A 15,047-nucleotide genomic window follows, 5' to 3' on the forward strand; every position below is an offset into this window, starting at 1 on the left:
TTCCCTTTAGCGGCAGAGGCCGCCAGAAAACAACGGGGATCAGAAGCCCGGATCGTTGCTGCCGTCCTGCCAGGGCCGCACGAGGTTGCCAAAGCGGGTGAAGCGGCCCTCGAAGCTCAGTTCCACATGGCCGATCGGGCCGTGGCGCTGCTTGCCGATGATGACCTCGGCCTTGCCATGCACCTGTTCCATGACCGCCTGCCACTGCGCCATCTTTTCCAGCTCGTGATCGCCGGGCTTTTCGCGTTCCTTGTAGTATTCGTCGCGGTAGACGAACATCACCACGTCGGCGTCCTGTTCGATCGAGCCGGATTCGCGCAGGTCGGACAGTTGCGGGCGCTTGTCCTCGCGGCTTTCCACCGTCCGGCTGAGCTGTGACAGCGCAATGACCGGGATGTTGAGTTCCTTGGCAATGGCCTTCAGGCCCTGCGTGATCTCTGACACCTCTTGCACGCGGTTCATTTCGCCCCGCCCGGTGCCTTTGAGAAGCTGAAGATAGTCCACCATCAGCACATCCAGCCCGTGCGTGCGTTTCAGGCGGCGGGCGCGGGCGGCGACCTGGCTGATCGGCAGGGCGGGCGTGTCGTCGATATAGAGCGGGCAGGCCTCCAGCGATTTGGCGGCCTCGACGAAGCGGCGGAATTCGACCTCGGTCATGTCGCCGCGGCGGATCTGTTCCGACGGCACTTCGGAGGCTTCCGACAGGATCCGCGCCGCCAGTTGTTCGGCGCTCATCTCCAGGCTGAAGAAGCCGACCACGCCGCCTTCCACCGCCCCTTCATGCCCGTCATGGGTGCGGCCCCGGCGGTAGGCCTTGGCGACGTTGAAGGCGATGTTGGTCGCCAGCGAGGTTTTCCCCATCGACGGGCGCCCGGCGAGGATGATGAGGTCGGACGGGTGCAAGCCGCCCAGCTTCTTGTCGAGGTCGATCAGCCCGGTGGAAATGCCCGCAAGGCCACCGCCCCGCTGATAGGCGGCATTGGCGCTGTTCACCGCCTCGGTCACGGCTTTCAGGAAGGACTGGAAGCCGCGTTCGGCCACACCCTGTTCGCCCAGTTTGTAAAGCCGTTGTTCCGCCTCGGTGATCTGTTCGCGCGGTTCCGACGACACTTCGACCTTCGCGGCCTTGGCGGAAATGTCGCGCCCCAGCCCGATCAGCTCGCGCCGCACAGCGAGGTCATAGAGCATCTGCGCATAGTCGCGCGCCGCAAAGGCGGAAATTGCCGCCCCGGCCAGACGCACCAGATAGGCCGGGCCGCCCAATTCGCGCAGGCCGGGGTCGTCATCCAGAAAGGCCTTGAGCGTGACGGGCGAAGCGAGGGCGTTCTTCTGGATGCGGGCGGCGGCAATCTCGAAGATGCGCTGGTGGACGGGATCGAAGAAATGCTCGGCCTTCACCAGGGCGGCGATGCGGTCATAGACATCGTTATTGGTCAGGATCGCGCCCAGCAATTGCTGCTCGGCCTCGATGTTGTGGGGCAGTGCATCGGTTTCGCCGGTGGCGGGAAGATCGGTGCGGATTTTTGCGACTTCGTTCATGGCCTGCCTCGCCCCCATATTGTTGTTCTTAAGCCCGCGCGTGCCGCAATCGCAGCCGCGAAGCCCCGGGCTTTAGCCTGTCACACCGACCGGGGGCAACCGGGGTGCAAACCTGTGTGCCACCCTGTGGATAAGCTGGAGGCCCTAGCCGGGTTTGCGTAGCGCCGGGCCAAGCCTACCGCATGTTGTGGCGTCTGGCCGTAATCCTAGCATGATCCGCGATTCGGTGCAGGGATCATCCACAGGTTTCCCACAGGCTGATCCCCGGCAATGTCATGCTGCGTTGCGGCAACGGCGGCTTTCCGCCGTCGCCTGCCCGGATATCGGGATCAGCCCTTGCGGGCTGCCTGCCAGGCGCGGGGATCGTTCAGGAATTCTTCCACCCCTGCCAGCGTTTCCTCGTCAAACGCGCCCTGCGCGCGGGCCTCGGCCAGCACATCCCACCATGTGCACAGGTGGTGCAGCTTCACCCCATGCGCGGCCAGCCGGTCTTCGGTTTCGGGGAAGATGCCGTAGTAGAAGATCACCGCCGTATGGGCGCAGGTCGCGCCGGTTTCGCGGATCGCATCGACGAAGGACAGTTTCGATCCGCCATCGGTGGTCAGATCTTCGACCAGCAGCACGCGCTGGCCTTCGGACATCGCGCCTTCGATCCGGGCGTTGCGGCCATAGCCTTTCGGCTTCTTGCGCACATAGGTCATCGGCAGGGCCAGCCGTTCGGCGACCAGCGCGGCAAAGGGGATGCCTGCGGTTTCGCCCCCGGCGATATTGTCGAACGCCTCGAACCCGGCCTCGCGCATCACCGTCACCGACAGGAAATCCATCAGCGCCGAGCGGATGCGCGGATAGGAGATCAGCTTGCGGCAGTCGATATAGGTGGGCGAGGGCAGGCCAGAGGCCAGCGTGAAAGGCTCGCGCGCATTGAAATGCACGGCCTTGATTTCGAGCAGCGCCCGGGCGGTCAGCCGGGCGATTTCCTCTTTCGGGGGGAAGGCGGTCGGGATCATGGGCGCTCCATCATGTTCTGTCAGGCCGGGCACGAATTTTCTGCGAAAATTCGCAGGCAGGACATCTTCGCCGAAGATGCCCTGCCCGGGCGCCGGAGTCAGGCTTCGACGTGCCAGTGCAGCGGGAAGCCGGGGTTGAAAACGGTGACCGGGCCAGCCTCGGTCAGGATCTTGTCGGGATAGGCGTGGGGCGCCTCGTGTTTCACCAGCCGGAGGGTGGCCGCATTGGCGGGCAGGCGGTAGAAGGCCGGGCCGTTCAGCGATGTGAAAGCCTCCAGCCGGTCCAGCGCGGCCTCATCCTCGAACACCTGGGCCAGGATCGACATGGTGTTGGTGGCGGTGAAGCAACCGGCGCAACCGCAGGCATGCTCTTTCAGCGCATCGACATGCGGTGCGGAATCGGTGCCAAGGAAGAAGCAGGTTTCGCCCGAGGTGGCAGCGGCGCGCAGGGCCAGCCGGTGCTTTTCGCGCTTGGCCACCGGCAGGCAATAGTAATGCGGCTTGATCCCGCCCACGAGGATGTGGTTGCGGTTGATGACAAGGTGATGGGTGGTGATCGTGGCGCCCAGATCGGGGCCACCGGCGCGGGCATAGGCCACGCCTTCCTCGGTGGTGATATGTTCCATCACCACGCGCAGGCCGGGGGTGGCGCGGCGCAGCGGGTCCAGCACGGTGTCGATGAACACCGCCTCGCGGTCGAAGATGTCCACTTCCGCCGTCGTCACCTCGCCATGCACACACAGCGGCAGGCCGATTTCGGCCATCGTTTCCAGCACGGCGCGGACGTTTTCGAAGTTCCGCACGCCGCCATGGCTGTTGGTGGTGGCCCCGGCGGGGTAGAGCTTCACGGCCTTCACCAGCCCGCTGGCATGGGCGGCGCGCACATCCGCCGGGTCGGTTGCCTCGGTCAGATAGAGCGTCATCAGCGGCTCGAACGTGGCACCTTCGGGCAGGGCCGCAAGGATGCGGTCGCGGTAGGCGGCGGCCTGCGCGGCGGTGACCACCGGCGGCACGAGGTTCGGCATGATGATCGCCCGGGCGAAATGGCGGGCGGTTTCCGGCAGGACACCCTTGAGCATCGCGCCATCGCGCAGGTGCAGGTGCCAGTCGTCGGGGCGGCGGAGAGTGAGGCTCTGGGTCATGGTTTGCCCCTAGCGCAAGGGAGGCGCGGATTCCAGACGATTCCTTTGCGCGGGGCCGTGCGGGCCGTTGCCACCTTGACGCAAGCGCAAAGCGCGGGCTTTCTGGGCGAGCCCTTTGCAATGGAAGATACCGGTGAGATCAATCGTTTTCTGCGCTGTCGCGCTGCTTGTTCCTGCTGCTGTTCACGCGCAGGAGGTGGATTGCACCGCCCCGCAGGTGCAGATGGAAATGACCTATTGTGCGGAACAGGACTGGATCGCGGCGGATGCCGATCTGAACGATGCCTACAAGGCGGCGCGGCAGGCGATGCTGGATATTGATGCCAACCTGCCGCAGGATCAGCGGGGGGCTGCGGAGTACCTCAAACAGGCGCAGCGGGCCTGGATCGACTTTCGCGATGCGGCCTGCGCGGCAGAGGGCTATCAGATGCATGGCGGATCGGCCGAGCCGATGGTGATCTATGGCTGCCGCGCCCGGTTGACCGGGCAGCGGGCGCAGGATCTGTGGGTATTGGCCGCGTCGGAGTGAGCTTACTCCGCCGGGGGCGGGCTTTCGTCCGACCCTGCCTGGCCTTCCAGCTCTGCCAGCCTGCGGCGGAACCGCGGCGCGCTCAGACGGCGGTTGACCGAACGGCAGATCAGCAATTCGCGCGCCGTGTGGCCAGCTTGGCCGGCATGGGCCAGAATGGTTTTCAGATAAGGCCCGAAATTCCGCCGCCTGCGCCATAGCTGATTGAAGCGCGGTTTGGTCAACTGCCCCTCGCCCGCCAGATGGATGATCTCGGTCAGCACCCCCATGTTCGACAGCGCCTGTTCCACGCGATCGCCCAGAAAGCGGGTGCGCAGCTTGGTGACGAAGGGGCGGGTGAACAGGGACGCGTGCATCGCATCTTCGGTGGCCAGCGGATCATAGATCACGAACACCTCGCCCGTGCCCTCGATCATGTCGGGGGCATAGCCGAAGCGCGAGGTGAAATCGCGCCAGCGCTGCGCCAGATGCCGCTTGTCCCAGACGGCAATCGTGGGGTCGAGCGTGGCGCGCGGCTGCAGGGCGACCACGCTGGCACCGGGGGCGCATACGGAAAAGGCGGTGGCGGCATAGCCGCCCATCCCGGCGCCATAGAACACCACGCGGTCGAAATCCTCAAAAAACGCATCATCCACCAGCCGGTCGAAATAGCGGTAGACCAGCGGGTCACGATACCAGGTCTCGCCCTCGGCGATCAGGCACAGATGCGACCAGCCTTTCGCGGCGGCCAGGGTGGTGCCCATGGGCATCTGCGTGGGCGTGGCGCGGATGCTGTCCAACTGTTCGAAGGTCACCAGCAGCGTCGTGCCTTCATCGGCGAAGAAGGCCCAGTGCTGCGCGCCGAGCGGATCGAAATAGCCGCTGTCCTCGCAGATCTCCTCCATGCGTGCCAGCCAGGACGCACGATCCGTCGCCGTCGAGGCGTCGTAGCGAGAGGGGCTGTGGATGGCTTCGGCACTCATGGGATCAACCTATGGCTTGGCGACCTGGGGTCGGGATCAACATCATCGTTCTGACAAGACTAGGTGGCCAAAGCGCGGGCAGAAAGGGGCAGGGCTGGGGCAAGGCGGATGGGCAGGCGAAACAACGCCGACCGATTGTTTCGCGCGCTCAGGGCCGAAGGCGCAGCACCTTGCCGGCCTGCGCATGGATCAGATGCACCTCGGCCTGCGACAGGGCACGGCTGGGTTGTGCCATCATCAGCCGCCCGAACAGGGCGCGCCAAGGTTCCTGCGCCATCAACTGGCGAAAGCGGGCGCGGCGCCAGGCAACGGCGGCCTTGTGCAGCGCGGCCAGCGAGGCATCGGCGTGCAATGCGGCGCGCAGCCCCGTGCTGTCCAGTGCGAGGATCGAGCGATCCTCGACATCGCAGAAGTTGCGGTCCAGCCAATAGCCCATGTCGAAAGCCGGGGACTCGCGGTTGGCGCGGCCGCGGTCGCATTTGACCACATAGCTTTCCATCGCCCCCAGCGCGTAATGGTTCAACTGGGCCAGCGCGTAATTGTCCTGCCCGAAATCGGAAAACAGCCGCGTGGTCAGGAAATCGGCCCCGAGCGCCCGGCCAGACCCGTCGAACCAGCGCGCCTGCACCAGACGGTCGCGATCCGGCGTGCGGGGGCGGTGGACGCCGAGTTTGGCATAGCTGCCATCGTTGCGGAACAGCGTCTTGACCATGGCCGCGCGCCAGGGCCAGTGCAGCACGGTGGGGGCCGCCCGGGTGAAGGTTTCGGTCACCGGGCGATCCGCATAGGCCACCTGACCGGCATTGCCGAACATCCGCCAGGTCAGCGGGATCGCCGTCGCCTCGGGCAGGGCGGCCAGCAGGGCGGCAAGGCTGCGGTCGCCGACATGGATGTTCACGAATTCATCCACGTCAAACACCATGATCCAGTCCGCCGCGCGGCGCAGCGGGTGCCGGTCGGCCTGACGCAGCGCCTCCCATTGCGGGCCCTTGTCATGGGGGCCGGGGTTGCGCACATGCGTGAGCCAGCCCAGTTCGGCCAGCCGGTCCAGCATCAGGTCGGTGCCGTCCTCGCAATCGTTGGAAAACACGAGGAAATCGGTAAAGCCGCAGGCACGGTGATGCGCCAGCCATTCCAGCAGGAAGGCCGCCTCGTTCTTGACCGAGGTGATGGCAAGCGCGCGCATCGGCGCGGGTCAGGCGGCGCGGGTCGCGGCCAGATCCAGCGCGCGGGTCTCCTCGTCGTCGTCCTCCACCTCCAGATCGGCGGTGCTATCATCCTCGTCTTCCGGCGGGCGTTCGCCTGCGGCGATGCGGCTGCGCAGCGCCTCGATCGCGTCGATCATCTGCTGGAATTCCGGCTGGGCCTGCAATTCCTTGATCTTGTCCTGATGCCAGCGCACGGCGCGCTGATGCAGGGTGTTCAGGCGGCGATCCTCCATCAGTTCGGCCATCCAGCGCTCCACCTCGGGGTCATAGCGGCGGATCAGATCGCAGCTTTCCTCGGCCACATCATTGCGCGCCCAGTATTTGAACTCGATCTTGCTGTTGGTGTGGTTCACCTTGCCGCGCGCCGCCTTCACCAGAAAGCTGTCGCGCGAGCGCAGTTGGTAGTGGTTGACCTGCGCCACCGAATAATCCGACTGCACATGCAGGATGCTGCGCCCCGCGATGGGGGCCACCCCGCCCGGCAATTCGCGGCGCAACTCGCGGTCCAGCGTCTTGGCGGCCACTGGCGCGTGAACCCCCAGCCGCGACAGCAGCGGGATGGTGTCGGCGCGGAACAGCGATTTCGGGAAGGCGAAGGGCACATGGGTCGGGCCAGAAGTCGCATTGGCGCGGGTGCGCTGGGTGGTGATGCGGCCTTCCTCGTAAGCGTTCACGCCATCGGTGCCGAAACAGCGCCACGGCACCAGCACCGCTTCCACGTCCGGGCTGCAACTGGCGACCAGCGCGCGCGCCGAACCATCGCCGACACGCGAGGCCAGAAATTCGTCGGCATCGCAGACATAGACCCATTCGGCCTTGGATACCTCGTCATAGGCCATGACCTGCCGCAAGGCCCGCCGCTGGATCGACTGGCCGGGTTTGTAGCGCGTCTCGTGATGCCGCACGAGGCCGAGCTTGGCCAGACGCACCGCCATTTGCGCCGTGGTATCCTCGCAGTCATTGGTGCAGAGAACGATGTCGTCGAACCCCAGCGCCTTGTGATGCGCCACCCATTCCAGCAGGAAGGCGCCTTCGTTTTTCATCGTGGTGACAACGGTATATCCGCCCTGGGTCATGCGGGGGTCCTTTCGCGGGGGCAGGGGGTCAATGTTCGGCCTCCCCGCTATGTTCGACGGTAAAGAAGTAATCGGGGGCAAGGGTCTGTTCGTGCAGATCGGCGGGGATGACCCCCGGCCCGGCACTGAACACCGCCGAGCCGAAATGGTGCTGCAGGCGGCACAGCCGCTCCATCCGCGGGCCGGTCAGTTCGGCATAGAAGTTGCGGTAGTTTTCCGTTTGCAGCAGCTCTGCGATCTTGTCGCGGTGGCAGCGCACCGAATGGTCGTGGGCGGCGCGGATTTCCGGGTCGGCCAGCAGCCGGTCGAACTCCGCCTGTGTGGCGGGGATCATCCGCTGGATCGAGCGGTCCTCGTCGATATTGTGGTTCATGCGGAACCAGTAGTTCAGCCCCTGATCCCGATCCACATGGTTCACCCGGCCCCGGTCGCGCTTTACCAGAAAGCTGGCGGCAGAGCGCACGGCGTAATGGTTCAGTTGCACCCAGTCATAGCCATAGGTTTCGGTGGTGGACCGCCAGGCGTTGCGGAACATCTCTTTCGGCATCGTCTGGCCCGAGCCGTTCAGCCAGCGCACCTCGTTCCACAGATCGGGGCGCAGGCCCTTGGGGCGGTGGACGCCGAACTTCTTGTACAGGTCGATATTGCGGAACAGCGTCTTGAAGCCCCAGGCCTGATGCGGCTTGCGGATCACCTCGGGGGCGCAGCGGGTGAACTGTTCGATCAGGAAGCGGTCCTCATAGCCCTGCACCTCGGAATTGCCGAACAGCCGCCAGGTCAGCGAGATCATGTTGGCCTCGCCCATCGCGGTATACAGCGCGCGCAAGGTGCCGTCGCCGATCTTGATGTCGATGAATTCATCGACATCCATGCAGATGCCCCAGCCGCAGTTCTGCATGATCGGCTCATGCTCGGCGGCCTGAAGGGCGGCGTGCTGCGGTTTCAGATCCATTTCGCGGAACGGGTTGTTGCGGTGCTGCACCAGCCCCTTGGCCTGTAGCAGATCCAGCATCGTGTCGGTGCCGTCGGTGCAATCATTGGTGTAGATCAGGAAATCATCCACGCCGATGGCCCGGTGATAGGCCAGCCATTCCAGAATGAACGGGCCTTCGTTCTTCATCGTGGTGACAATCGCGGTGCGACCGCCATCAATCGCCAGCGTCGGCGCCGCACGGGGGGTAGAGACCGGCGCGCGCACCGGGTTATGCGCCAGTGGCCCGGTGGACAGGGCCAGCAGGTCGTCCTCTTCTACCAGCGAGGATTTCGGTGCCAGCTCGCCCGAGCTGCGGCCCGGCACGCGCAGCGCCATGGCGCGGTAGAAATGCGCGATGCCGGTCGCGTCTGGTTTGACAAAGCTGACGCGAATGGTGCGCCAGGTGTTTTCCAGCCCGGCCTTGCGCGGCGCCACACCCCAGCGCGCGATGCCGCGCCGCCCGTCGAACTGGCGGCAGATATGGTCGCCAAAACGCGCCTCGCGCCCGCTGCGCACCCGCCACGGATAGATGCGGTGGCCGACCAGCAGGATCACCCCCGATGGCGCCGCCTCGCACAGCTCGAAAGCCGAGGGCGTGCCGGGTGCGCGCGGCACCAGCAGGTCGGTCACATCCAGCGTCAGGACCGAGCGCGCCTCGGCCAGAAAACGCCATTTCACCAGTTCGTAGACCATCCCCTCGCCCAGCGGGCTGCGCCACGGATCGGGGGCCGGGCGGTCCATCCGGTCTTTGCCGGGGGCATCGGGGGCAAGGAAAACGTGGTTTTCCGGCCCGAGATCGGGTTTGCCCAGCGGCACCCCGCATTCAAGGATCACCACCTTGATCGGGCAATTGCCAAGCGCGGCCAGCAGATCGACGGCGAAGCCTTCGGGATGGTCACCCGGCAGGCGGTTGAGGATCAGCGCCGCTTCCAGCCCGTGATGCGCCACATGATGGCGCAAGCCTTCCGCCACTTGCGCGGCAGTTTCCTCCAGCCGGAAGCCGATGCTGCAGCGTCGCCCGGCGAACAGGGCGCAATCGTCAGGCACCGGCGCCAGGGGCAGGCTGCCACCCGTGGCCAGCGCCAGGGCGGGCGCATCGCCATCCCGCAGTTCCGCCACGGCCAGAACGGAGCCGGAGATCGTCCGCAGTTCCAGCGGCAGGGCACAGCCGGGGGCGCCATCGGGTGCAAAGACCGTGCTGGCGCTGCCATTACCAAAGAATGCGCGGATTTTGTTGCCAGTCTGAACACAATCCAACAGCAAAGGCAGGCCCGGCAAATCCAGCCGCCTTGCGTTCAGCATCCGGCGCAGCACCACCGGCCCGGGCGTCTTGCGCTTGGACCGTGCTGCCGCAGCCTTTCCGTGCTGCGCTGTCTGCCCTTTCGGCATCTGCCGCCTGTCCTTATGCCATGTTCACCGTCTGTTGCGGTTTAGATAGACGTAGCATAATGGCCTCAGTGGGGCAAAGTCGTGAAAGTTGAATGGATCATTCTATTGGCAAATCAGTGAAATTTGGTCACACTGTCGCCTAATTACAGATAATCCCGACGTTCGCCCCAAGGGTGAAGGATCGGGGTCAGAGGCGGGCAGGACAGATCGAAAGCAGGGTGCCGCGCTGCGGGCCGGGTAAGGCCGGGCGGCATTGTTGCGGTCTCTTGCGCAATCGGCGGGTGTCGCCCATCCTCGTCATCCGGTCCGCAAGGGCGGCGGGGCAGGGCGACAAGGAACAGGACGGAAGGACGGGCATGACACGGCAGCGCGAAGTGGGAACGCTCTGGATCGGTGGGGCGCTGAGCTGGATGGAGCGGCTGTGCCTGAAGTCCTTCGTGGATCAGGGCCAGAAGATCACCCTGTTTTCCTATGAAGACATTCCCAATGTCCCCGAAGGCGTGATCCGCCGCAGCGGACGCGAGATCCTCGATACTGACAATTTCCTGAAATACGAGGGCAAGGACAGCTATGCGCTGTTTGCCGATCTGTTCCGCCTGCACATGCTGCAGAAATGCCCCGGCATGATCTGGGTCGATACCGATGTCTATTGCTGGCGCCCGCTGGATTATGACAGCGACTATGTGTTCGGGATCGAAAAGCACGAGGTGAGCCAGGGCTCGCCGCGCATCAACAATGCCGTGCTGGGCCTGCCCGCCGACAGCCAGATTCTGGCCGAAATGATCGCATTCACCTCCGACCCCCATGCGATCCCGGAGTTTCTCAAGCCCCAGATCAAGGCGGAATACCGCGCCCTTGCCGCCGCAGGCACGCCGCTGCATGTCAGCAAGCAGAAATGGGGGGTCTGGGGGCCGACCATGCTTTCTTATTATGCGCGCAAGCTGGATCTGCAGGGGCTGGCGCAGCCGGTTGATGCTTTCTATCCGGTCACCTTCCCGGAACGGCTGGACATCATCCGCCGCGCCAGCCGCGTTCATGCCAAGATCACCGAAAATACCACCGGGATGCATCTCTGGGCATCCAACAAGCGTGAACTGAACCAGCGGCACAATGGCGTACCCTCGGCGGGCAGTTTCATTGCGGAACTGATGGAAAAGCACGGGTTGCAGGCCGAAGACGCCCCGTTGCAGGCGCGTGGTCGGCGGGTGGTGGATGGCGTGTTGGTCGATGCCGTCGATCTGGAGGCGCCGGTCAGCTTTGCCGATATCGGCGGGCGATCCCGCCCGCTGGCCTTCGAGATGTGGCGGCGCTGGGGCTGCAGCATCCACCTGATTGACATTGACGGCCATGGCGACTTTCCGCGCAAGCCGTCGGCATGGGTGCAGGGCTATCGCGATTACCTGATCAAAAAGGGCGTGAAACCCGAACAGGTGGTCACGGTGTCCTCGTTGTCAGATTTGGTGCCCTGCGACGTGATCTCGCTGCTGGCCGGGTTTGAAAACGACGGCAAGCTGAAAGACATGGTGCCGCTGTTTCGCCGCCTGATCAAACCCGAAAGCCGGATGTTCGTCGATATCCGCAAGGGTTCGGGCGGGTTCGGGGTGCTGCGTCCGCTGGGCACATGCGAGGTGCTGTCGCAGCGCGAAACCAACGGGGTAGAGGTCGCCCGCGTGCTGTTCCGCGCCACGACCAGCCCCGAGGCCGAAGCGGACGCCGAGGTGACGGCAGGTGCCACCAGCGGCGAATCCGCTGCCGACTGGTCTGCCATTGCCCGCGAACTGGCCGGGCCGGACGGGTTCGTGCGCGAGAGCGACACCCACTCTTTCCTGTATGTGCCGCGCTCTTCCGACACGCTGGTCGTGACCTTCGACAATCTCGACATCGCGATGACCAAGCGCGAGGATCGCCGTCCCTGGGGCTACAGCTTTATCGAGAAACAGGGCTGGTCGATGCTGGGTGTGATGGCCAATGGCTGGACCTGGTATCGTGACCCTTGGGTCTGGGATCAGTTCGACGATCTGGCCACTTCGGATTTCTTCGACCGTTACAAGCGGGTCGTGTTCTATGGCGCGTCGATGGGCGGCTATGCCGCCTGTGCCTTCGCCCCGGCCTGTCCGGGGGCGAATGTGGTGGCGATCAGTCCGCAATCCACGCTCGACAAGACCATCGTGCCTTGGGAAACCCGCTATAAAACCGCCTGGGACCGCGATTTCACCGGCCATTATGGTGATGCCGCCGAGGTGTCGAAGGCGGCGGGCAAGGTGACGATCCTGTATGATCCCTACGAACCGCTGGATGCCGGGCATGTCGCGCGCTTCACCCATCCCAATGTGCTGAAACTGCGCACGCCGCTGCTGGGCCACCGGCTCGGTTCCAGCCTGCAACAGATGGGCATCCTGTCGCCCATCACGCTGGGGGCGCTGAACGGCACCCTGACCGAGGCGGAATTCTACAGTATCATCCGCGCGCGCCGCAGTTCTTCACGCTATCAGAAAGAGCTGTTCAAGAAGGTGATGGACCGTGGGCGCCCGGAACTGGCGCGCAAGCTGGGGCGCTGGGTGCTGACGCGCGGCGACAACCGGTATATCCGCAAGGAAATGGCCGCGCTCGAAAAAGCCTAGTGCTAAGGTCGCAGGGGGCGCCATGTCGCTTGACCGCAGGGGCTCCCCCCGGCCAGCATGGCCAAAAAGGGGGGAGCCTTTGACCGCATTGCCAGACTCCATCGACGCCGTGGAGCGGATGCTTGCCGCCCAAGGCTATGTCGCGGCCCGTTCGCTGGCCACGGTGCTGTTCCTGTCGCTGCGCCTTGGGCGCCCGTTGTTTCTGGAAGGCGAGGCAGGTGTCGGCAAGACCGAGATCGCCAAGGTGCTGGCCGCCGCCTTGGGCCGCCGCCTGATCCGCCTGCAATGCTATGAAGGGCTGGATGCGTCTTCGGCGGTTTATGAGTGGAACTTCGCCGCGCAGATGATCGCCATCCGCACCGCCGAGGCCGCCGGGGGGGCGGATCGTGGTGTGCTGCAATCGGAACTGTTCACCGAGGATTTTCTGATCGAACGCCCGTTGCTGGCCGCGATGCGCCCGCAGGTCGGTGGCCCGCCGATCCTGCTGATCGACGAGCTGGACCGCACCGATGAACCGTTCGAGGCCTATCTGCTGGAGGCGCTGTCGGAGTTTCAGGTGACGATCCCGGAACTGGGCACCGTCAAGGCCCCGGCGCCGCCCATTGTCATCCTGACCTCCAACCGCACGCGCGAGGTGCATGACGCGCTGAAGCGGCGCTGCCTCTATCACTGGGTCGATTACCCCGATCCCGCGCGCGAGTTGCAGATCCTGTCCGCCCGCTGCCCCGAGGCGCAGGAAACCCTGTCGCGCGAGATCGTGGCCTTTGTGCAGCGTCTGCGCACCGAGGATCTGTTCAAGAAGCCGGGGGTGGCCGAAACCATCGACTGGGCGAAATGCCTGCTGGCGCTGGATGTGATCGCCCTGACCCCCGAGGTGATCGCCGACACGCTGGGCGCCATTCTGAAATATCAGGACGACATCCAGAAAATCCAGGGCTCCGAAGCCAAGCGCCTGCTGGACGAGGTGCGCAAGGATCTGGCACCAGCCGGGTGAGGCACGCCGTTGCGTCCTTGGGGTGAAAAAGCCGACCCGCGTTTCCACGGGCCGGCAAGTGGCGGCAGCTCTTGGGGAGCGTCCTGCCGCGTTCAGATATCCTCGCGCCCGGTGGCGGCACCGGGTTCGGTACAGGCGCCGCGGGTAAAGCGCCCGTGGCCGGTATAGACCCAATCCTGACCGACCGAGGCGGCAAGGTATTCGTCTCCGGCCCGCGGTGCACATTCCGCTTGCGGGTGGAAGGGCAGGACAAGCGTCTTCATGAGCATGACATACAGGACGAAGCCTGCCGGAAAGCCGATGATGAAGGCATAGTCGGAAAACCAGGCCGCAGCCGCGCCGGCGATGGCCCAGGACAAGAGGCCCGCCATGTTGAAGCCGCCGGAATAGACATATTGGCCGGTCGGGTTGAACAGCTCTGGCACGTTCAGGCGACGGCGGCGGATGACATAGTAATCTGCCACCATGATCCCGCCGATTGCCGACAGGAAGGCGCCGTAATAGCCGAGGAACACGAACAGGTTGCTCAGGATCTCCCACGGGAAGCACAGGGTGCCGACGATCCCGGCCAGCGCGACGGCAGTGCGGTAGGAAATGGCGCGCGGGGCGAGGTTGATGAAGGTCAGCGCCGCAGGAATCAGGTTGGCCGAGTTGTTGGTGGACCATTGCGCCAGCACCACCAGCGCGAGCAGCGCCACCAGCGCCAGCCCCTGCGCGTCGGCCTGAATCACCTCGATCGGGTTCCAGTTGCCGGTGGCGATGAAGGACACCGCACCGATCCCGGCAATCATCGCCTGGGTAACCGGCAGCGCGATCAGTTGCGCCACAAAGATGTTGCGGTTGCGGCCAAAGAAACTGCGGGTGCCGGTCGGCGTTTTCACGAAACGGGTCAGGTTCGGGATGTCGATGGCCAGCGTGGACCAGAAGCCCATATTGGCGATGAACAGCACCAGCAGCGACATCTGCCCCTCGGCGCGGAAGGTCCAGATGTTCAGGCCCTTGGTCTGGGCGATGCCGTCCAGCGCGTAATACATCCAGACCGAGATGGCGATGATCGCCGGGGCGGCCAGTGCGGCCAGCTTTTCGACCGACTTGATGCCCAGCATGGTATTGGCCACCTGCAACACGGCAAAAACCGCATACCAGACGACCCAGTTCGAGAAGCCGAAGAAGTATTCGCCGATCCCGTTCAGGGCGATGGCCCCCAGATAGGTCTGGACGCCGAACCACATGGCCGCGACCAGGCCGCGCGACAGCGAGGGCAGATGCGTGCCGCGTGTCCCGAAGGGCGCGCGCAGATAGACGGCGAAGGACAGGCCATGTTCGGTGCCGATATCGGCGGTCAGCACCATGAAGGCGCCGATGGCAAGATTGGCAGCCATGATGGTCAGGATGACGGCCAGCAGCCCCACACCGCCGCCGATGCCGGTGGCCCCCAGCGAATAGGTGGCGATGATGACGGCGATGCCGACCCAGATCCACGCATAGCCCAGCAGGCCGATCGGCCTCTGGGCGGCGCGGGTGGGCAGGATGCTTTCCTCGATCAGCGCGGTATTGGCGATGCCCCGCGCGTCTGTCTGATCAATGACGCTCATGTTGGTTCCCTG

At 64.7% G+C, this 15,047-nt stretch carries 11 protein-coding genes; 3 read left to right on the forward strand and 8 right to left on the reverse strand.

Features of this window, described 5'->3' with window-relative positions; genetic code table 11:
* Positions 1-39: 39 nt before the first annotated feature.
* From BMX43_RS09635 to pyrC, 3 genes are all read right to left on the reverse strand, one after another.
* Positions 40-1,539, reverse strand: coding sequence for a replicative DNA helicase (locus tag BMX43_RS09635; RefSeq protein ID WP_091300752.1), 1,500 nt, complete (start codon positions 1,537-1,539; stop codon positions 40-42).
* Positions 1,540-1,868: 329 nt separating this feature from the next.
* Complete coding sequence (locus tag BMX43_RS09640; protein ID WP_091300754.1) at positions 1,869-2,546, reverse strand: orotate phosphoribosyltransferase; 678 nt, start codon at positions 2,544-2,546, stop codon at positions 1,869-1,871.
* A 98-nt stretch (positions 2,547-2,644) separates the two neighbouring features.
* Complete coding sequence (gene pyrC, locus BMX43_RS09645) at positions 2,645-3,688, reverse strand: dihydroorotase (protein ID WP_091300756.1); 1,044 nt, start codon at positions 3,686-3,688, stop codon at positions 2,645-2,647.
* Between the two features lie 133 nt (positions 3,689-3,821).
* Here pyrC and BMX43_RS09650 point away from each other — a divergent pair, with 133 nt between their 5' ends.
* Complete coding sequence (locus tag BMX43_RS09650) at positions 3,822-4,217, forward strand: lysozyme inhibitor LprI family protein (RefSeq protein ID WP_245749431.1); 396 nt, start codon at positions 3,822-3,824, stop codon at positions 4,215-4,217.
* Positions 4,218-4,219: 2 nt separating this feature from the next.
* Here BMX43_RS09650 and BMX43_RS09655 read toward each other — a convergent pair whose 3' ends face one another.
* The 4 genes from BMX43_RS09655 to BMX43_RS09670 all read right to left on the reverse strand — a co-directional run bounded on the left by BMX43_RS09655 (position 4,220) and on the right by BMX43_RS09670 (position 9,825).
* Positions 4,220-5,179, reverse strand: a complete 960-nt coding sequence (locus BMX43_RS09655; RefSeq protein ID WP_091300758.1) for a hypothetical protein — start codon at positions 5,177-5,179, stop codon at positions 4,220-4,222.
* 148 nt (positions 5,180-5,327) lie between these two features.
* Positions 5,328-6,365 carry a glycosyltransferase family 2 protein gene (locus BMX43_RS09660; protein ID WP_091300760.1) on the reverse strand — a complete coding sequence of 346 codons (1,038 nt, stop codon included), beginning with the start codon at positions 6,363-6,365 and terminating at the stop codon, positions 5,328-5,330.
* Between the two features lie 9 nt (positions 6,366-6,374).
* On the reverse strand, positions 6,375-7,463 hold the full coding sequence (locus BMX43_RS09665) for a glycosyltransferase family 2 protein (RefSeq protein ID WP_091300762.1): 1,089 nt from the start codon (positions 7,461-7,463) through the stop codon (positions 6,375-6,377).
* A gap of 28 nt (positions 7,464-7,491) precedes the next feature.
* Complete coding sequence (locus tag BMX43_RS09670; RefSeq protein ID WP_091300764.1) at positions 7,492-9,825, reverse strand: glycosyltransferase family 2 protein; 2,334 nt, start codon at positions 9,823-9,825, stop codon at positions 7,492-7,494.
* A gap of 356 nt (positions 9,826-10,181) precedes the next feature.
* Here BMX43_RS09670 and BMX43_RS09675 point away from each other — a divergent pair, with 356 nt between their 5' ends.
* Both BMX43_RS09675 and BMX43_RS09680 read left to right on the forward strand, forming a co-directional pair.
* Positions 10,182-12,446, forward strand: a complete 2,265-nt coding sequence (locus BMX43_RS09675) for a glycosyltransferase family 32 protein (RefSeq protein WP_091300766.1) — start codon at positions 10,182-10,184, stop codon at positions 12,444-12,446.
* A 118-nt stretch (positions 12,447-12,564) separates the two neighbouring features.
* Positions 12,565-13,440 (forward strand): AAA family ATPase, encoded by an 876-nt coding sequence (locus tag BMX43_RS09680; RefSeq protein ID WP_245749440.1) that lies wholly within the window; start codon positions 12,565-12,567, stop codon positions 13,438-13,440.
* A 92-nt stretch (positions 13,441-13,532) separates the two neighbouring features.
* On the opposite strand, the gene BMX43_RS09685 is transcribed toward BMX43_RS09680, so the two are convergent.
* Positions 13,533-15,035, reverse strand: a complete 1,503-nt coding sequence (locus BMX43_RS09685; protein WP_091300770.1) for an NCS1 family transporter — start codon at positions 15,033-15,035, stop codon at positions 13,533-13,535.
* Positions 15,036-15,047: the final 12 nt, after the last annotated feature.

Origin of the sequence: Gemmobacter aquatilis (assembly GCF_900110025.1) — a bacterium.
Lineage (GTDB): Bacteria > Pseudomonadota > Alphaproteobacteria > Rhodobacterales > Rhodobacteraceae > Gemmobacter > Gemmobacter aquatilis.